5 protein-coding genes are annotated in these 21,404 nt (G+C 52.7%); 3 read left to right on the forward strand and 2 right to left on the reverse strand.

The features are described 5' to 3' along the window. On the forward strand, positions 1-13,545 hold the full coding sequence (locus tag H3H32_RS04125) for an SdrD B-like domain-containing protein (RefSeq protein ID WP_182461408.1): 13,545 nt from the start codon (positions 1-3) through the stop codon (positions 13,543-13,545). Between the two features lie 127 nt (positions 13,546-13,672). Here the strand turns inward: H3H32_RS04125 and H3H32_RS04130 are convergent, their stop codons facing one another. Then, on the reverse strand, positions 13,673-14,056 hold the full coding sequence (locus H3H32_RS04130) for a type II toxin-antitoxin system VapC family toxin (protein WP_182461409.1): 384 nt from the start codon (positions 14,054-14,056) through the stop codon (positions 13,673-13,675). Further along, positions 14,041-14,235, reverse strand: coding sequence for a hypothetical protein (locus H3H32_RS04135; protein ID WP_182461410.1), 195 nt, complete (start codon positions 14,233-14,235; stop codon positions 14,041-14,043). The genes H3H32_RS04130 and H3H32_RS04135 overlap by 16 nt, the downstream gene beginning before the upstream one ends. A gap of 516 nt (positions 14,236-14,751) precedes the next feature. Here H3H32_RS04135 and H3H32_RS04140 point away from each other — a divergent pair. Together H3H32_RS04140 and H3H32_RS04145 are read left to right on the forward strand one after the other, a co-directional pair. Continuing rightward, positions 14,752-15,051: a hypothetical protein gene (locus tag H3H32_RS04140; protein ID WP_182461411.1), complete on the forward strand. Its 300-nt coding sequence runs from the start codon at positions 14,752-14,754 to the stop codon at positions 15,049-15,051. Further along, entirely contained in the window at positions 15,048-21,332 is a 6,285-nt protein-coding gene (locus tag H3H32_RS04145) for an Ig-like domain-containing protein (protein WP_182461412.1), read from the forward strand. Before H3H32_RS04140 ends, H3H32_RS04145 begins: the two co-directional genes overlap by 4 nt. Positions 21,333-21,404 lie beyond the last annotated feature (72 nt).

Below are 21,404 nucleotides of genomic sequence, written 5' to 3' on the forward strand. Positions count from 1 at the left end.
ATGCAGCACCTATACATGATGATTTCTCGACAAAAGACCTGGGGGGCAATCCTGGCAGGTCTATGGCTGTGTCTGCTGACGGCTAGTGGACTGATGGCTCAAGTACCCTCTTGTGGACCGAACCAACTATTGACGGGCTATTTCGCTGGAGCCACTACCGTAGTGAGTACTACCGGTACAGTTACCAGTGCGACCAGTGTGCTTGGGGTAGCCGATGGCGTAACACCAACGCTGAATGCCAATTCCAGCGTGACGCTCGACATGGGCAGCGTGGTATCGGCCGGAAATAGTTTAATTTTTACCTATAAATCAGCGGATGCAAACGCGCCATTACAGGTATTGGTAGCTAGCTCAGCAGCCGGACCCTATACCAATATCGCCCAGTTGCCCGCGTCAACGACGTTGACGACATCGTCGATATCGTTACCGCTAGATACGCGCTATGTGCAGCTAGCCACCACGGGTACGGTGTATTACCCCGATGCGGTCACCTATCCTGTTTATAAGTGCGTAAATAACCCTGCCCCGACCTGTGTGGCCGGGCAAACCTTATTGTATTACCCCGCAGGCTCACAAGGGGTTAATGGAACAACGGGGACGGTTACTACTAGTACCAATGCGACCGGTCCTGCTGATGGAGCCGTGGCCACAGTAAATACAAATGGTTCTATAACGTTGGACTTTGGGAGCGTGGTGGCGGCAGGAAATGTCCTCTCATTGGCCTATTATTCCCAGTATACATCTACCTACGCAACGCCCATGCAGGTGTTGGTGAGCAGTACAGGCGCGGCTGGTTCGTTTACCAACATTGGTTCGTTTCAGCCAACTTCCAGTGCGTCTGTAACGAGTGGCAGTCTTATGTTGCCCCTGGATGCCCGGTATGTCCAATTGGTAACATCGGGTACTTATTCAACTTATTATATCGATGCCTTAACCTATCCCTTGTATTCCTGCGTCACGCTACCCAGCACGGCTTGTGCTTCGGGGCTACAATCGGTAGCTTATAACGCGGGGGCTCAGGGACTCAACAATACAACGGGTACGGTGACCAATAGCACCAACGTGATCGGTGTACCTGATGGTACGGTAGCAGCACTAGGTGCCAACTCGTCCTTAATTGTGGACATGGGCAGTGTGTTGGGAGCTGGTAAGACTCTGACGGTTACCTATTCAGCCGCCAATGCTACGGCACCGATGCAGATCTGGACGGCTACGGCTGTAGGCGGTCCCTATACCTTCATTGGTACGATGCCTGGTAATACGGCTACTACCACGGGGCAAATCACTTTACCCCTGGGGGCTGAGTACATTAAGATGGTCACCAGTGGTACAGCTTATTCAGTCGATGCGCTGACCTATCCGGTGTATAGTTGTGTAACTAACCCCAGCACCAGTTGCCCAACGGGTCAGGTGTCGGTGAGTACTCAGAGTGGCGCCCAGGGAGTGAACAATACGACGGGTACGGTCACCAATAGTACTAATATCCTGGGTACCTCCAATGGCAGCCTGGCAGTACTGAGCGCCAGTTCGTCGCTGATTGTCGACATGGGCAGCGTGATTGCTGCTGGTAATCAGCTAAACTTTACTTACCTGTCGGCCAACACGACGGCTCCATTGCAGATTTTGGTGGCGACGAATCTGGGTGGCCCCTATACCAACATTGCTCAGTTGCCCGGCAGTACGGCTAGTACAGTGAGCAGTGTGGTATTACCCGTAGGGGCGCGTTATGTACAGATGCAGACCACGGGTACTTCTTATTCGGTGGATGCGGTGAGTCAAACGGTCTATAGTTGCGTGGCCAACCCGGCCGCCTGTGCTGCAGGCCAGCAGTCTATTAGTTATCCGGCGGGTGGAGCGGCTTCTGTTTATACGACGACGGGCACGGTATCCAGTCCCAGCAATGTCACAGGAGTAGTTGATGGAGCGTATACTGTAATCGCTAACGGCACCTTAACGCTGGATCTTGGCAGTACGGTAGCTGCTCCTAATGTCTTGTCCTTTACGTACTATTCTCAGTACCCCGCTGCTCTTGCCTCCCCCCTGCAGGTTCGGGTAGCTACTACGCCAACTGGCCCCTACACGACTATTAACAGGCTGCCGCCCGGTACAACGAATAGTACCATTTACCTGGACTTGCCCACGAATGCACGCTATATACAATTAGTTTCGGTCGATGATTGGTCGGCCTATTTTGTCGATGGATTATCCTATCTGGCTTATGCTTGTATTACGCCCACCTCAACGAGTTGTGCGGCTGGTCAGCGGTCGGTAAGCTATCAGACGGGAGCACAGGGTGTAGGGGCTACCACCGGAACGGTAACCAATCCGACTAACATTGTGGGCGTATCGGATGGTGCAGTGGTCTCGCTGGCCGCCAACTCCTCGTTCAATGTGGATATGGGCAGTGCCTTGCCTGCGGGTACGGCGTTGACATTAGCTTATTCATCGGCCAATACGACGGCACCCATGCAGGTGCTGGCAGCTAGTAGTGCGGGTGGCCCCTATACCTTAATTGGTTTGGTGGCTGGCTCGACCAGTAGCAGCAGTCAGCCACTGACCTTGCCCATCACAGCTCAGTATATTCAACTCAAAACAACTGGCACAGCTTTCTCGCCAGATGCCATTACCTATCCGGTGTATACTTGTGTCACCCCGCCGAATACCAAGTGTGCGACGGGGCAGACCCTGGTAGGTTACACGCAGGGCGCCGTGGGTACTAATGGGACCACGGGAACCGTCTCCAATGCAACCAATGCGTCGGGGAGTCCGGATGGAGCGGTGGCTGGTTTGAATGCCAACTCGTCGATTACGCTGGACATGGGAAGTGCGGTGACGGCGGGCAATAGCCTGATCGTTACCTACTCGTCGGCCAACACCACAGCGCCGATGCAGGTGCTGGTGGCCAGCAGTCTGGGTGGCCCCTATACTAATATTGGTCAACTGTCAGGTAGTACCGCCACGACGAGTAATTCGATCCAGTTGCCAGTAGCTGCGCGCTATGTGCAGCTTCAAACGACGGGCACCACCTACTCGGTAGATGCAGTGACCTATCCTATTTTTAGCTGCGTGAGTCCGCCATCGACCACCTGTGCCAGTGGTCAATCTAAAGTCAGCTATACCAGCGGAGCCCAGGGAGTAGGTACTACTACGGGTACAGTGACCACAGCTACCAATGCGACGGGGAACCCGGATGGGAATCTGGCGGCCCTGAGTGCGAACTCTTCGTTAATTCTGAATCTGGGGAGCGTGGTTTCGGCCGGTAATTCGATCAACCTAACGTATTTATCCGGTAATACTACAGCTCCATTACAGGTGTTGGTGGCTACGGCTGCTGGTGGGCCCTATACCAATATTGCTCAATTGTCGGGTAGTACGTCCAGCAACACGGTCAGTATAACCTTACCATTAAATGCGCAGTATGTCCAATTGCAAACTACAGCGACTAACTATTCAGTGGATGCGGTGACCCAGACGCTGTACAGTTGCGTTTCGAGTCCAGTCACGTCCTGTTCAGCGGGTCAGGTGTCGAGTAGTTATCAGACGGGTATCCAGGGGGTAGGAGCTACCACCGGAACGGTGACCAATAGTGCCAATGCAACTGGCTCCCCTGATGGTACCGTGGCCACAGTGAATACCAATGGTTCTGTAACGCTGGATTTTGGAAGCGTTGTGGCGGCTGGCAACGTACTCTCGCTGGCCTATTATTCGCAGTATACCTCTACCTACGCAACGCCCATGCAGGTTTTGGTGAGTAAGACGGGGGTGGTTGGCTCGTTTACTAATATCAGTTCGTTTCAGCCGACCTCCAGCGCATCCATGACGAATGGAAGCTTTACCCTACCCCTGGATGCCCGTTATGTCCAATTGGTGACATCGGGTACTTATTCGACCTATTATATTGATGCGTTGACTTATCCGATTTATACCTGTGTGACACCGATCTCTAGCACCTGCGGAGCGGGTCAGCAGTCGGTGAGTTATCAATCAGGGGCTCAAGGATTGAATAATACCAGTGGTACGGTGACTAACAGCACGAATTTGTTTGGTTCGCCGGATGGCGCGGTGGCGACGGTATCGGCCAACTCGTCGGTGATTCTGGATTTGGGTACAGTGGTTACCGGCGGTAACAGCCTACGAGTTACGTACTCGTCGGCCAACACGACAGCACCGATGCAGGTGCTGGTTGCTACCAACCTGGGCGGACCCTATGTCAATATTGCCCAGTTAGTAGGCAGTACAACGACGGCGACTCAAACGGTTAATTTACCTATTGATGCTCGCTATGTGCAACTAGCGACGACAGGTACGGCTTATAGTCCTGATGCGGTCACTTATCCAGTCTACACCTGTGTGAGTAACCCGGTTTCAATCTGTTCAGCGGGTCAGCAAGTGGTGAGTTACAACACGGGGGCCGTGGGGTTGAACGGGGCGACGAGTGTGACGAATCCAACTTACGGGACGGGTACGCCCGATGGTGCCTATGCGGTGATCGCTGCCAATGGGGTACTGACGCTGGATCTGGGTTCGGTGGTAGCGGGAGGCAACACGGTGAGCGTGAACTATAAATCGGGTGATTTAGTCGCGCCCATGCAGGTGTTGGTGGCCACCAATTTGGGTGGCCCTTATACAACTATAGGTCAGATGCCAGCCTCAACGGCCAATACGACGGGGAGTCTGACACTTCCCGTCGATGCTCGGTACGTGCAACTCCAAACGAAGGCGACGACTTATTCGGTGGATGCGGTTACGCGTCCGGTCTATACCTGCGTTAGCTCGACCATTACGAGTGGCATTGTGTATTTAGACGGGAACATCAATGGGGTGCTAAATAGTGTCGAGCAGGGAGTAGGCGGTGTTACGGTGAATGCCTATGATGCCAGTGGTAATCTGGTAGGAACCACAACGACCTCTGCGGGTAATCCGACACTGAATATTCCAGCGGGCTATTATAATTTCAGTAACCTGACGGCAGGCCAACCCTATAAACTGGAGTTTAGCAATTGGCCTTCGCAGTATAGCCCTTCAGTATATGGAATCAACGATGGAACAACCGTGCAATTTATACAGGGGGTTACCCAGAATAACGATTTAGGCCTGTATTTACCCAGCAGTATATGTAGCCTGCAAGATAACTCTCGAATGGTATTTGGGACAGGATTATCAGGGGCGTCAACATCTGTTGGCTCATGGGATTATCTTGATAGAGGTAAAGCCGTTTATGGTGCCAGTAGTGGGGGTGGATATAGTATCACTAATGATATAGCATCTTCAAAGATTGGGGTTCCCTTGGGAGTGGCATCACAACGTCCGACTAATTGGGTATATATGTCACCACTTTCGACAAATATACCTGGAGTGTTTCCTCAGGCCCCAGATGGGTCGTCGGCTATATATATCGCTGATTATAACGGCCAAAATGGTGACCAAACTTACCAGGGTACAAAGTTATTGGTGAAATTATCAGACTTGGGCATTAATGTAGGAAGTACAGCTACATCAGTAGGAGGAAATCCATTTGGTGTACAGGGATTAGGCGGGCTAGACTTCTCGCAATCAGGCGATACGATGTATGTCGTCAATATGTCTAAAGGTACTTTAGTAGGCGTAGATGTAAGTCAGGTAGATTACAATAATTTGCCGGCAACTAAACCTACTTCGGCCTTTGAAATAACACCACCATCCTCATTAGCAAACTGTAGTGGAGGTGTTTACCGGCCTACTGCTCTGAAACAGTATGGTGGCAAGATTTATATGGGCGGAGTTTGTGATGCAGAAATTAGTCAGAGTAATGCCGATTTGAAAGGAGTGGTGCTGGCGTATGATCCGGCTAGTGGAACATGGAGTAAGGCCTTAAGTTATCCCATTACATTTACTGGTGGAGGTACTTCTGCTGGTGCAGAAAGCGGAACAGTACAATATAGTTGGGGGAATACTACCTCTGCTGGGTTGCAGCCTGTTATGTTGGATCTGGCATTTGCCGACAATGGAGCGATGGTAATTGGTACGACAGACCGTCATGTATATGGAGCACCAACAAGTGCTAATCAGACTGGATATGTTATGGGAGCCTGGCCTAATGGTGATGGGACTTATACATTGGAAAGTCAAGGGAAATTAGGGCCATATACTGGACTTCCAAGTTTTAACTCAGGAGATCCAGGGGCACCTGATGGGCCGGGTGGGCAAGGATGGTTCTTTCAGCAGAACTCGGCAGGAGGACATCCATATGCTTTCAATGGAGGTTTGTATATTAAAACGGGTACAAACTATGTAGTAGCTGGATATACAGATGCGGGTGGTTTATATTTGATGGGAGCCAGTTATTTAAATTTGACCACCGGGATTGGGGAGTATAGTACTCCATTGATTGGCGGACAAAAAATAAGCCGTATCACGGGTACTGATCAGGTCTGCGATGCGATACCTCCTATTGAAATCGGTAACCGGGTCTGGAAAGATACTAATGGTAATGGCATTCAGGATGCAGGCGAGCCTTCTCTGGCTGGTGTAACGGTTGAGTTGCGGGATGCCAGTGGTAATCTGGTAGCTACCGCCGTGACAGATGCCAATGGCAACTATATCTTCTCCAATCAGGCGGGTAGTAGTACCACTAGTCAGAAATACGGCCTGCCCATTACCCAGAATACCAACTATACGATTGATGTTGCGTCCTTGGGTACGGATCCCTCTACGACTGGCTTGACCTTGACAAATATTTCTCCATCACTAGGTGAAACCGCTGGGAGTGTGAATACCGGGTCTACCATTGACAATAACGATGCCTTCCTGGTCAATGGCTTGCCTACGATTAGTATAAAGACAGGACCTGACGGAATCATCAATCATAACTATGATTTTGGTTTCATCGGTTCGAGCTTTGATCTGGCCCTGACCAAGTCGTTAGCTCCAGGCCAGGCTTCGATTATCAAGCCGGGCAGCAATGTCACTTTTGCCGTGGTTGTCTACAACCAGGGATCATCGCCAGCCTACAACATCCAACTGGCTGATTATATTCCGGCTGGGCTGACGCTGAACGACGCGAACTGGACAGCTAATGGCTCAACCGCTACGCTGAAAACGCCTATTTCGGGCTCCCTGGCCGCTGGCAGCAGCACCACGGTGACCATTACCTTCACCGTCAGCAGCACGGCGTCGGGGCCAATTATCAACAAGGCTGAAATCAGCAGTGCCGATAATGATACCAACCCAAATAATACCCCACCCACCGATGTGGACAGCACACCCGATACCAACCCCACCAACGATGCGGGCGGTAATCCAAACTCGGGCAGTGATAACAGCATCACGGGTAACGGGAAAGGAACACCGGGTGATACCAACCCGGCAACCGATGAGGACGACGAAGACCCCGCTATCATTTACGTACAACCCTGTACGTTAGGGGTCAATCTATTAACCACTGAGGCCCACTGTGGCAAGGCCGATGGTCAGGCCACGGTCACGGTCAACACGGGTGTTGCTCCCTATACCTACGCCTGGAGTACAGGAGCCAGCACCTCGGCCATTACGGGTTTGAGTGGTGGTCAGACGTTTACAGTAACGGTGACCGATGCCAATGGCTGCAAGGATGTGCTGGTGGGCACCATCCAGAGCACAGGCGGGCCAGTCTTGTCCGGTACGGCCGTAGCGGCCAGTTGCCAGCAGGCCACGGGCAGTGCCAGTGTAACGGCCACGGGCGGCACAGGCACCTATACCTACCTGTGGAACACGGGTGCTACCACGGCTACGCTCAGTAACGTAGCGTCGGGCACCTATACCGTAACGGTAACGGATGGAGCAGGCTGCGTAAGTGCCCTAGCCGTCATGGTGCCTAGCACAAGCCCCTTATCGGTGGTGGCTACGCCCACTTCCTCCAGCTGTTTGGGAGCCAATGGCAGTGTAACTCTGACAGTGAGTGGTGGTAGCCAAGCTTACAATTATGTCTGGAATACGGGTGCAACCACGCAGAACCTAACTGCGGTAGCGGGTGGCGCCTATGAAGTAAAAGTAACCGATGCAAACGGCTGTACGGCCATCGCCACTGCCGTAGTGCCCAATACAAGTGCTCCCACGGTGAGCGGCACACCCACCAACCCGATCTGTTTTGGTACCTCGACGGGTAGCGTCAGTCTGGTGGTGAGTGGCGGCAGTGGAGCCTACAGCTATCAATGGGATAATGGGTCAACGGCTCAGAGTCTGACGGGTGTTCAGGCTGGTATTTACAATGTCGTCGTCACGGACGGATCGGGTTGTCGGAGTGGAGCTAGCTTCACGCTGACGCAGCCAAGCCGGATCATAGCGGACATCCAATCGTTGTCGGCGGTATGTAACGCCCAGGGTGGCGTAACGGGCGGCACGCTACAAATCGTGAGTGTAGTAGGGGGCACCCCTGGCTACAGCTATCTGTGGAGTACGGGTAGTGCGGCAACAAGCCTAACAGGTCTGGCGGCTGGCACCTATTCGCTAACGGTGACCGACAGTAAGAATTGTATCGCATTAGGTCAGGCCGTAATTGATCCGTGGCCCACCTGTGCGAAAGCTTCCTTAGGAGACTACGTATGGCTGGATACGAATCAGAACGGCCAGCAAGACCCCACCGAAACTGGAGTCGCCAATGTGACAGCCGTGCTGCACGACGCAACCAGCGGCACAGTGGTAAGCACGACGGTGACCGATGGGAATGGTAAATACTTATTTACGAATTTAAATCCAGGGGATTACTATGTAGTCTTCACGGCTCCCTCGGGCACGACCTTCACGACGGCTAACACTGGCAACGATGCCACCGACAGTGATGTGGCGAGTCTGACCGGTCAGAGTGGTAGCACGGGTGTGTACAGTCTGACGGCGGGTCAACAGAATCTGACTGTGGATGCTGGTCTGATCCCACTGAAAGCTTCCTTAGGCGACTATGTATGGCTGGATACCAATAGTAACGGCCAACAGGACCCCACCGAAACGGGAGTAGCCAGTGTAACGGTTGTGCTGCACGACGCAACCAGCGGCACCGTAGTGAGCACCACCGTGACCGACGGTCAGGGTAAATATCTGTTTACGAATTTAAATCCAGGCGATTACTATGTAGTCTTCACGGCTCCTGCCGGTACGACGTTTACCACACCGAACAGTGGTAACGATGCCACCGACAGTGACGTGGCGAGTCTGACCGGTCAGAGTGGTAGCACGGGTGTGTACAGTCTGACGGCGGGTCAACAGAACCTGACGGTAGATGCCGGGTTGATCCCGCTGAAAGCTTCCCTAGGTGACTATGTATGGTTCGATACGAATCAGAACGGTCAGCAAGACCCCACCGAAACGGGGGTAGCCTCGGTGACGGCAGTACTGCACGATGCGGTGAGCGGCACGGTGGTTTCTACCACAGTGACCGACGGCCAGGGTAAATATCTGTTTACCAATCTGAATCCGGGCAGTTACTACGTGGTATTCACCGCTCCCTCGGGCACGACCTTCACCACGCCCAACAGTGGCAACGATGCCACCGATAGTGATGCGGGTGCAGGTGGCACCACAGGCGTGTACAATCTGACGGCGGGTCAGCAGGATCTGACTGTAGATGCGGGCATCATTCCTGTTCCGGTCTTTGATTTAGCTCTGAAGAAAACCTTAGCCGCCGGTCAGTCTGCCAATGTAACCCCTGGTAGTTCGGTGACCTTCACGGTGACGGTTTATAACCAGGGCAATGTGGACGCGACGAATATTCAGGTGACGGATTACATTCCAACTGGACTAACCCTGAATGATGCGAACTGGACAGCCAATGGCAGCTTAGCGACGCTCAATACAGCGATCGCGAGTCTGTCGGCAGGTCAGAGTGTAACACGGAATATTACCTTCACGGTGGGCTCTAGTGTGCCAGGTAGTTTGACCAACACGGCTGAGATCAGCAGTGCCAGCAATGCCCAGAATCTGCCTGACGTGGATTCGACACCGGATAACAATCCGACTAATGATGGCACGCCGAAGAATGACGTCATCAATGAAAACGGCAAGACGGGTGGCGATGAGGATGATAGCGATCCAGAGGTGATCACGGTGAGTCCGGCCCCGGTGTTTGACTTGGCCTTGAAGAAGACCTTAGGGCCTGGTCAGAGTGCAACAGTGGTTGCTGGCAGCAACGTGACCTTCACGGTGACGGTCTACAACCAGGGCAACGTGGATGCGACCAATGTTCAGGTGACGGATTATATTCCGGCTGGGTTGGTGCTCAACGATGCTAACTGGACAGCCAGCAACGGCACGGCTACGCTGAATACGGCAATTTCTAGCCTGTCGGCAGGTCAAAGCTTAACGCGGAATATCACCTTTATCGTGAGCAATAGTTTCGCGGGCGGTAGTCTGACCAACACGGCTGAGATCAGCAGTGCCAGCAACGCTCAGAATCTGCCCGATAAGGATTCAACGCCTGACAGTGATCCAAATAATGATGGTACGGCTGTCAATGACGATATCAGTGGCGACCATAAGAATAACCCATCGCAGGATGAGGACGATAGTGACCCCGAACCGATCACAGTAACCCCGTTGTGTACGGCCCTCGGTCTGAACACGGGTACGACGCTGGCACTTTGTGGCCAATCCAACGGGATTGCCACAGTGGTGGTGAATGCAGGCAGTGGCGTGGCTCCCTATACCTATCAATGGACTAACGCGCAGGGAACCGCCATTGGCAGTAGCAGTGTCGTTCAGGGTCTTGCCCCCGGCATGTACACCGTAACGGTGACCGACAGCAAAGGTTGTTCTGGTCAGAAGATGGTGACCATCTCTTCGACCAATGCGCCAGCAATCGTAGCCCAGGTAGCCTCCACGAGTTGTGGCCTGGCCAATGGTAGTGCGAGTGTGCAGGTGAGCAGCGGCAGCGGTAACTATACCTACCAGTGGACGACAAGCACGGGCGTCGTAGTGGGCAGCACTGCAAGTGTCAATAATCTGGCAGCGGGCACCTACACGGTGAACGTAGTGGATGCCAACGGGTGTAACAGCATGACCAGTGTAGTAGTGGGTAACAGCACTCCGCTAGCCATCGTGGCAACAGCCCAAAACGCAGTTTGTGGTCAGGCCAATGGCTCGATCACGGCCCAGGTGAGCGGAGGTTCTCCCGCCTACACCTACCAGTGGCGGAATGCCAGTGGGGTGGTGGCTACCAGCCAGAACCTAACCAGTGCGGCACCGGGCAGCTATAGCGTTGTAGTAACGGATGCCACAGGTTGTACGGCTCTGGCTACGGCCAATATCAGTAACGTGGTCGGGCCTCAGGTCTCGGGCGTGCCTACCCATGTGAAGTGCTATGGTACCCAGACGGGTAGCGTGGTGCTCACGGTAACGGGCGGCACCCCACCAATTGGGTATGTGTGGAGCAACGGCTCGACGAATAAAGATTTGACCAACGTCGGAGCGGGCGTCTACACGGTAACGGCTCGGGATGCCAACGGATGTATGGCAGTTCAGAGCTTCACCATCACCCAACCGACCGAGATCGCAGCTATTTTCCTGCCGACGCTACCAACCTGTACAAGTCTGACGGGTGGTAGTGTGAGTCTGGTGAGCATCACTGGTGGTACGGCTCCATATAGTTACACCTGGAGTACGGGTGCCACAACGGCCAGCATCAGCGGGCTATCGGGCGGCATCTACACCCTGACCGTTCAGGATGCCAATGGCTGTATTGCATCGCCCCTGGCGGTGTTGCCCACTCCGAGCAACTGCACTACGCCCGTGTTTGACCTGGCGTTGAAGAAAACCTTAGCCGCCGGTCAGCCAGCCAGTGTAACCCCTGGCAGTTCAGTGACCTTCACAGTGACGGTCTACAATCAGGGCAACGTGGACGCGACCAATGTTCAGGTAACGGATTACATCCCAACCGGGCTAACGCTCAACGATGCCAACTGGATCGCCAATGGCAGCTTAGCGACACTGAATACAACAATCGCGAGCCTGTCGGCGGGCCAGAGTGTAACGCGCAACATCACCTTCACGGTGAGTTCGAGTGTGCCAGGTAGTTTGACCAACACAGCTGAGATCAGTAGTGCGAGCAACGCTCAGAATCTGCCCGACGTGGATTCGACGCCGGATAGTAATCCGAACAACGATGGTACGCCGGTGAATGACGATACGAGTGGTGATCATAAGAGCAACCCGTCTCAGGATGAGGACGATAGCGATCCAGAGGTGATCACGGTTACCCCAACCCCGGTCTTCGACCTGGCGTTGAAGAAAACCCTCGCAACTGGCCAGTCAGCCAATGTAACCCCTGGCAGTTCAGTGACCTTCACGGTGACGGTCTATAACCAGGGCAACGTGGATGCCACCAACGTTCAGGTGACGGATTATATCCCAACTAGCCTAACGCTGAACGATGCCAACTGGAGTGCGAACAATGGCTTAGCGACGCTGAATACAACGATCGCGAGCCTGTCGGCAGGCCAGAGTGTAACGCGGAATATCACCTTCACCGTGAGTAACAGTTTCGTAGGCAGTTTGACGAACGTAGCTGAGATCAGCAGTGCCAGCAATGCGCTGAACTTGCCTGATAAGGACTCTAATCCGGATAATAATCCGGGCAACGATGGCACACCCATCAACGACGATCTGAATGGTGACCATAAGGGTAATCCTGCTGACGACGAGGATGATAGTGATCCTGAAGTGATTACGGTGAGTCCAACTCCGGTCTTCGACCTGGCCTTGACCAAGAAATTGGCTAGTGGTCAGAGTGCGACGGTGGTAGCGGGTGGTCAGGTAACCTTCACGGTGACGGTCTACAACCAGGGTAATGTGGATGCCACCAACGTTCAGGTGACGGACTATATCCCAACGGGCCTAACGCTGAATGATGCCAACTGGACAGCCAGCAATGGTCAGGCGACACTCAATACGGCGATTTCGAGTCTGTCGGCAGGCCAGAGCCTAACGCGGAACATCACCTTCACGGTGAGCAGCAGTTTCGCGGGCGGTAATTTGACCAACGTGACCGAGATTAGCAGTGCCAGCAATGCCCAGAATCTGCCTGATGTGGATTCGACACCGGACAACAATCCGAACAACGATGGTACGCCGAAGAATGACGTCATCAATGAAAATGGCAAGACGGGCGGTGATGAGGATGATAGTGATCCAGAGGTGATCACGGTAACTCCGCTGAAGGCCAGTCTGGGCGATTATGTCTGGTACGATAACAACAAGAATGGCCAGCAGGATGCCAATGAGCCGCCAGCGGTTGGGGTAACGGTGACGCTCTATAATGCGAGCACCAACCAGCCCATCAGTACCACGGTAACGGATGGCACGGGTCATTACCTGTTCACCAATCTGGATCCAGGCACCTACTATGTAGTCTTCACGGCACCGAGTGGGGCGGCCTTCACGACGGTTGATACGGGCAACGATACGACCGACAGCGATGCTGGGGTAGGGGGTAAGACGGGGAACTACACCCTGGCAGCGGGCGAGCAAAACCTGACGGTAGATGCGGGTCTGATTCCGAAGTGTACGAGTCCAAATTGTTTTACAACCATTACCGTGAAATAGAAGGGGCGGTATTCGGTTTACGTTCTGAAAACCGAATACCGTGACCTGCTTTCCTTTTGTCATCCGACGAAGGAGGATGACAAAAGGCTACCCAGTAACACCTGTTGAGTCACCACCAAGGGAGATTCTAAAGTATGAACGGATTAATGACTAACAGACCATCGATGGAAACGAAATCCGATACATTACGGGTCACCAGCGTACAGCCGTGTACCAAAGCCGTTGCTGCGATAATAGCATCAGGGAGCTTGATTTTGCGTTGGCGACGAATGGCAATGGTTTGGTTTGCCACCGTTTTGTCCAATGGTAAAATAATAGAGTCGGCAATTAGAGCTTCCATGCTTCGTAAAGCCGTCTCGCTTTCAAAAGGAAAGCCTAATAACTCAATTTCTGTTATGATCGAAATAAATAGTCGTTCTCTGGTAGCTTCTCTAAGAAATAAACTGGCTTTGGTATCTGAAATGCCTTTCTCCATGTATATCAGGATGTTGGTATCTAGGAGCGTCCCCATTCGTTTCGAATTTCGGTTAAGTATTTTTCAAAGGACTCCGTATCCAGATCGGGTATACTCCCATTATGCTTATCGAATAATGACTGATTTTCCTGGTTCATGGAGGAAGTGGTTTCTTCCTGCACCTGAATAGCGTCGACAAAATCCATCGATTTCAGTAGTTCGACGAGATAGCTCATTTTTTGACGATTGCTAACCCTGATTTGAATAGTCATTGGCATACTGGTTTTGCGTATCGAACAAAGTTAACCGAAAAAAAAGCAGCATAACAAAAGGGTGTAGAATGACATCAGAAGACTTGAATACAAAGGCTAACTGTATGTAAATCCTATTCGTATATAGATAACCGTTAGTTAATGAAATGATAAAAAGTAACACCTACTCACCGTAAAAACATGACGAATCATCAGCCAGAACCAAACCCCACTTTTCCCAATTGAGACGCTTTTTGGTCATTCCGACGACAGGAGGAATCTCAAAGCCTCCCATAAATCAAGCTTGACCGGGCCGCTAGAACCATGATAAAAAACACCCCTTGCGCCAACGACCTGGTTAAACCAACGAGCAGTCTTTCGTACTAATTAGTCAAATTGTAACTTAAAAATGTAATTATGGAACGCATTTTGTATAAACAAAAAGTGATACTATTTATTATAACCAGCTTTATCCTTTGGGTAAGCCTTCAACCAAATCAAGTGACAGAAACACAATTGCCAGATCGGAACCTGTCTGGCCAACCGACCGTAAGCCCCCATCAATGGGCCTGGCTTTCAACAATCCAGAACGCTGTATACACAGGCAAACAGCGCTCCGACGCTGTACTGTATGATGACTTGGGAGCGCATGCTACCAGTTACCGAAGGTTAGACCGCTTACTAATGCCCTGGAACCGACAGGGAGCACCCCCGCCTGGTGCTGGCTATTACTCGATTTTCGTATCACACTGTAATCAACGCACCATAGACGAATATCTCTATCCATTCTCCAAATCATGACCAGGCAACACCTATTCCGACAGATGCTTCGTTCGAGCCTGCCCTATCTGGGTGTGTGCAGGAAGCAAATTCCATTAGATACGATACCGGCGAAAAAGCCACCCACCGATCAAGCTATGGGACAAACAACTACGCAAATAATGACAAGGATGAAACAATCCTTCATATCTGCTGCCCAGTATGCTGGGAAGCGATATAGCACCGTTTGGTGGCTGTCGCCTTTATTGATCCTGTTCGTGTTGACCTTCCCCGCCAGTAGCATGGTTAATAAAGTGGTGAAAGGCGCGGCTGATTCAATAATAGGCACGATCACCAACCTGGCCAGTGTTACTGATGCAGCTATTTCAAAGGTAGGTCCAACTACGGTTAGCCCAAGCGGAGTGGTGAGTTATACCTTGCTGGTATCTAACCAAGGCACTACCGATCTGACGAACGTAACGGTGACCGACCCCGTTGCTGCCAACTTCAACGTGACCAGTGTTTCCTGTAATGCGGGCAGTGGCAGTGGAACAGCGGCTTCGTGTCCAACCAGTCCCACCCCGGCAGGACTCCAATCGGGGCTGGTGATTCCGAGCATTCCGGCAAATTCGGCGGTGGCGCTGGTGGTAACCGGAACCGCTACCGGAGCAATTGGGAGTAGTATTACCAACACAGCTACGGTTTCAGTGACTGGCGATACCAACTCCGGCAACAACAGCTCGACGGCGGTAACTCAGATCACCAATCCCTCCTGTACAGGTACGCAATCGGTGTACAAGCTAGACCCTACAGCAACGGCAGCCGCCAATAGTGTTTCAGCCAATGGCGGTACCATCAGTTTGGTCTATAGCCTGAGCAGTGGCCCCGCCGTTACGGGAATTGGCAATAGTTTCACCGTACCCCTGCAATACTCCGACCTGAACGCCTATAATGGCACTGACCATCAGTGGAGTCTGATTGGTTCTATGTTTAGCTATTCTCCCTATGGAGTTGGTAGTAATGGCTTTTCCATCGGTCCAGCTACGGCCATTGCAGGAGTGGGGTTGGAAACTGGTTCTATTTTTAATGGCCTCCCTGCCAACAATCTACAGCAGGAAGCATGGGCAGGAACGGCTAGGGATGCCGAGTTTAAGAACTGGATACAGACTGGCGCTATTGACCCAGTCGGCACCTTCTCGATTACAGTGGGTGATATTCCCGCTACGCCCTCGGGTTATTCTCTAGTATCGAAGGGCTTCACCATTGAAGGAGAAGCGAATGCCAGTACGAATGGCAATGGATTTGACCAGGCGGGCTTTTGGCTTCACCCTGTAGAACAAACCCTCTATTATAATGCAGCTAATACTTCATACCAAATTCCTTTAGAGGTTCCTTACAATAGTTCGCATAGCTATATCTACACAGCTTTTAGCTATCAGTCGATAAATGTGCGTGCAAATGCAGGTGGAATCCGTGGGGCTGTTTTTACGGGTCAGGTTGTCTTTCAAAATACCGCTAGCTGCGGAGCCGATCTGTCAGTTACTAAAACGCCTTCGTCGGGCACGGTGCTGGCTGGTAACCCGGTCACCTATACCGTCGTCGTATCGAACGCTGGGTCATTGGCTGCCAATGGCGCGACCGTGAGCGATCCAGCCGTAGCCAACTTTACGGCTACCAGTGTGAGTTGCTCGGGAGCTTCGGGTGGAGCGGTATGCCCCACTGTCAGCGTAGCCTCGTTGCAATCGGGTAATGTTACGATCGGTACGTTCCCTTCAGGTAGTAGTGTTACGCTGGTAATAACGGGTCTGGCTGGTTCGAGTGGCACCATTGCCAATACGGTCACTGTAACCCCACCCAATGGCACATCTGACTTTAATATGGCTAATAATAGTCGTACGGCTACCACGCCAATTGGTGTAGCTATAGTGGCCAATCCTGAATCCACCACGACCTCGCCCGGCACAGCCGTAACCATTCCGGTGTTATCCAATGATACAGACAATGGCTCACCGGCTACCACCTCGAATGTGACCTTGCCCACTATCTCGACACCCCCGGTAACGGGAACGGCCACCGTCAACAACGATGGTACAATTACCTATACACCGCCACCAGGCTATAATGGGCCAGTCAGTTTTACGTACACCATTTGCGACAAAACTACCCCAACTGTGTGCAGTACGGCGGTAGTGACGGTCAATGTACAGTGTGATAAGTACACGTTGTTTATAGGTGAACAGAATTTTACGACTGGCATTCCTACAACACTGGTAATGACTTATAGCAGTGGTGGTGCAACCATGAAGTGTGAGATTCCCGGAGGAGGAGGTGGCGAAGGGATAGCTGCTAACCCAGCCACTAACTTAGTCTATATTGCATCAGCAAATAGTAAAACCCTGCAGATTTACAATTATGCTACGGGTACCTATGTGACTTCGATTCCTTTTTCCGGTAGCAAGCCAAATGGTTTTGGAGAGATATTGGATATATCGGGAACTGCTGATGGGGCCTATTTATATTTAAGTACATATAGTGGTCTAAGAAAGTTTAGTACAGCAACCAATACGGTAGTAGCCACTTATCCCTTGGCGAATTTTTTATCGACTCCGGTCGAACTATGGGGAAGTGCGGTTAATCCTACAACAGGTAATATCTACGTATCTACAAACTTTCGTAACGTTGGGTCGACGATTCAGTATGTATCCCCTACGTTAACAGGCTCTCCCACACTGGTGGCAACTGCTCCTAGTGGATATTATTACCGAGGGCTTGTCTTTGACGCCAGCGGAAATTTATGGGCAATACTGTCTGGCGATGGGGTTAATGGAGCTGATAAGTTGGTGAAAATAAACGGTACAACAGGAGCCGTTATTGCAACATATACATTCCCCACACCAAGTTCACATGCGGCAAGTACGACCAATGGGAATGTAAATGCTTGGGATATTACAGTTGGTCCTGATGGCAATATGTATATTTCGACATATAATGGTGACTGTGTAACCAAGTTTGATGTAACAACAAACTCTTTCTCAACCTATATACCATATGTAGCTAATTCGGGAGGAAAGACATTGCAGTTTGTTTGTGGCGATGTACAATGTCCAAGTGCATTACTGGGTGGTAAGGTTTGGGCGGACACCGACAAAGACGGTCAACTGGACGGTGCCGAAACGGGGGTAGCCAGTAGTACGGTCACGCTCTATAATCAGAACACAGGTGCACCGGTGAGCACGACAGTGACGGATGCTTCTGGCTCATATCAGTTTACGACCTTGCCAGCAGGCAATTATTATGTGAAGTTTACAGCACCTACGGGGTATACCTACACCACAGCTAATGTGGGTAACGATGCTACCGATAGTGATGTTAGCTCAACAACAGGAACATCGGGAACTACAGGTACATATAGCCTAACGGTAGGACAGGCCAATCTGACGGTCTATGCCGGGTTAATTCCTCCTCAGCCACCGATCGCGACCAGTGATATCAATAATACGCGGATCAACACGCCGGTACCAGGCAATGTGCTCACCAACGACACCGATCCCCAGGGTCTGCCGTTGACCACCACGTTGCTCAATCAGCCCACCAACGGGACGGTGGTGCTGAATCCCGATGGCAGCTATGTCTACACCCCGCCCACCAATTTCACGGGCACGGTCAACTTCTGCTACAAGGCCACCAACACGGCGGGTCTGAGCAGTACGGCCTGCGTGACCATCAATGTGATCCCCGATCCAACCACGCCGGTCAACCATCCGCCGGTGCCGAATGATGATGACACCCAGACGACGATGGGTACCCCGGTGAAGGTGGTGATTCTGGCCAACGACACCGATCCCGACAGCAACACGTCAGGTAACGGTCAGTTGAACACGCCCACCTTGCTGGGTCAACCTGCCCAGGGTACGGCGGCAGTGAACCCCGACGGCAGTGTAACCTACACCCCACCGGCGAACTTCACGGGCGTAGTTACCTTCCCCTACCAGGTGTGCGACAAGGCGAGCAGTCCGCTGTGTGCCACGGCCCTGGTCACGGTCACGGTACTACCAACGCCCCCAGCTAATACCACGCTGGCCCCGGTAGCGGTCGATGATGCGCTGCTGACAATGGTCAACACCCCCAAGCAGGGAACGGTAGCGGCCAATGACAGTGATCCCAACAGCCCAGCCTTACCGCTGACGTTCACGGGAGGTCAGCCTACGCACGGCACGGTGGTTCTGAACCCCGATGGTACGTATACCTATACGCCGACAACGGGCTACAGTGGTCCGGACAGTTTCACCTACACCGCCTGCAACAGTGCGGGTAAGTGCGACAAGGCCACCGTCAGCATTACGGTGCTGCCCCTGGCTTGTGAGAAGCCAACCCTAACGGTGGGTTCTCCGGTGTGTAATCCAGCCAATGGCACCTACTCGGTAAGCTTCTTTAGTAGTGTGGCCATCATCACAGCCAGCGCCGGTACACTATCTGGTACCATCGTAACGGGCATTCCGGTGGGCACCAATGTGATCCTGACAGCCAGCAGCGGGGCCAGTTGTGCCAACTCGACGACGGTAACCTCACCGGCTTCGTGTGCGGCCAACCCAACTTGCAGCCAGCCTCAGTTGAGTGTGGGTCAGCCCATCTGTAACGGCAGCACCTATACGGTCGCCTTCAGTCTGAACGGCGCTGGCACGGTAACTACTTCGGCAGGTACGGTCTCGGGTAACACCGTGATCAACATCCCGATTGGCACCAATGTGGTGGTTACGGCCACCAACGGTAGCTGCGTGAGCAACCTGAGCGTTGGCTCGCCAGCCTCCTGCAGCAATGTGTGTGAGAATCCGGCCATTACGCTGGGGGCTCCGATCTGTAGTGGTTCGACCTACTCGGTGAGCTTCACGACGGTGTCGGGAGCCACGGTAGTGGCCAGTGCGGGCACGGTATCAGGCAACCAGGTGGTGAATGTACCCTCGGGCAGCAGCCTGACGCTGACGGTAACCACCACCAATGGCTGTAGTGCCAAGGTGGTCAATCTACCGGCTACCAACTGTGTACAAGCACCGATCGCGACCAGTGATATCAACAATACGCGGATCAACACGCCGGTACCGGGCAATGTGCTCACCAACGACACCGATCCCCAGGGTCTGCCGTTGACCACCACGTTGCTCAATCAGCCGACCAATGGTACGGTGGCGCTCAACCCCGATGGCAGCTACGTGTACACCCCGCCAACTAACTTTACGGGGACGGTTAACTTCTGCTACGTGGCCACCAACACGGCTAACCTGAGCAGCACGGCCTGCGTGACCATCAATGTGATTCCGGATCCAACGACCCCAGTCAACCATCCACCGGTGCCCAACGATGACGACACCCAGACGACGATGGGTACCCCGGTGAAGGTGGTGATTCTGGCCAACGACACCGATCCTGACAGCAACACGTCAGGTAACGGTCAGTTGAACACACCCACCCTGCTGGGTCAACCTTCGGTTGGTACGGCGGCAGTGAACCCCGATGGCAGTGTAACCTACACCCCACCGGCGAACTTCACGGGGGTAGTCACCTTCCCCTACCAGGTGTGCGACAAGGCCACGAGTCCCTTGTGTGCCACAGCGCTGGTAACAGTAACGGTACTACCGACCCCGCCAGTGGGTACCACCCTGGCCCCGGTGGCGGTGGACGATGCCTTGCTGACGATGGTCAACACGCCTAAACAGGGCACGGTGGCTTCGAACGATAGTGACCCCAACAGTCCGGCTCTGCCGCTGACGTTTACGGGTGGTCAACCGATGCACGGCACGGTGGTGCTCAACCCCGACGGGACGTATACGTATACCCCAACGACGGGTTACAGTGGTCCCGACAGTTTCACCTACACCGCCTGTAACAGTGCGGGTAAGTGTGACAAGGCGACCGTCAGCATTACGGTGCTGCCACCAACTGTAGTGGGCACAGTGAATGGATATGTCTGGAACGATACGAATAAGGACGGTCTGCAAAGTAGTGGAGAAACGGGCGTAGCCAATGTGACGGTAACGCTCTATAATGCCACCACCAACCAGCCCGTAAGTAGTACGGTGACCGATGCGACAGGCCATTACGTATTCTCGAATCTGCCACAGGGTAGTTATTATGTTCAGTTTACGACCCCAGCGGGGAAAACCTACACTACCCCGAATGTGGGCAGCAATGATGCTGTGGATAGCGATGCGGGACTCAATGGCCAAACGAGCAGCTTTACGCTGAGCCAAAGCCAGCCGAGTTCAACACAGGATGCGGGTTTGGTACCCATTTGTCCAACCTGTACGACGAATATAACCGTCAAATGATGAATCCGTCTGGAAGATAGAGGTTTGTCAGAGCAATCAGGCATCGGAAAAGCCGCAAGGTAATTCCGGCCT

Origin of the sequence: Spirosoma foliorum (assembly GCF_014117325.1) — a bacterium.
Classification (GTDB): Bacteria; Bacteroidota; Bacteroidia; order Cytophagales; family Spirosomataceae; genus Spirosoma; species Spirosoma foliorum.

Coding starts and splice junctions, on each gene's coding strand:
- H3H32_RS04125 (WP_182461408.1), top strand. CDS start 1: ATGCAGCACCTATACATGATGATTTCTCGACAAAAGACCTGGGGGGCA.
- H3H32_RS04145 (WP_182461412.1), top strand. CDS start 15,048: ATGACCAGGCAACACCTATTCCGACAGATGCTTCGTTCGAGCCTGCCC.
- H3H32_RS04130 (WP_182461409.1), bottom strand. CDS start 14,056: ATGGGGACGCTCCTAGATACCAACATCCTGATATACATGGAGAAAGGC.
- H3H32_RS04135 (WP_182461410.1), bottom strand. CDS start 14,235: ATGAGCTATCTCGTCGAACTACTGAAATCGATGGATTTTGTCGACGCT.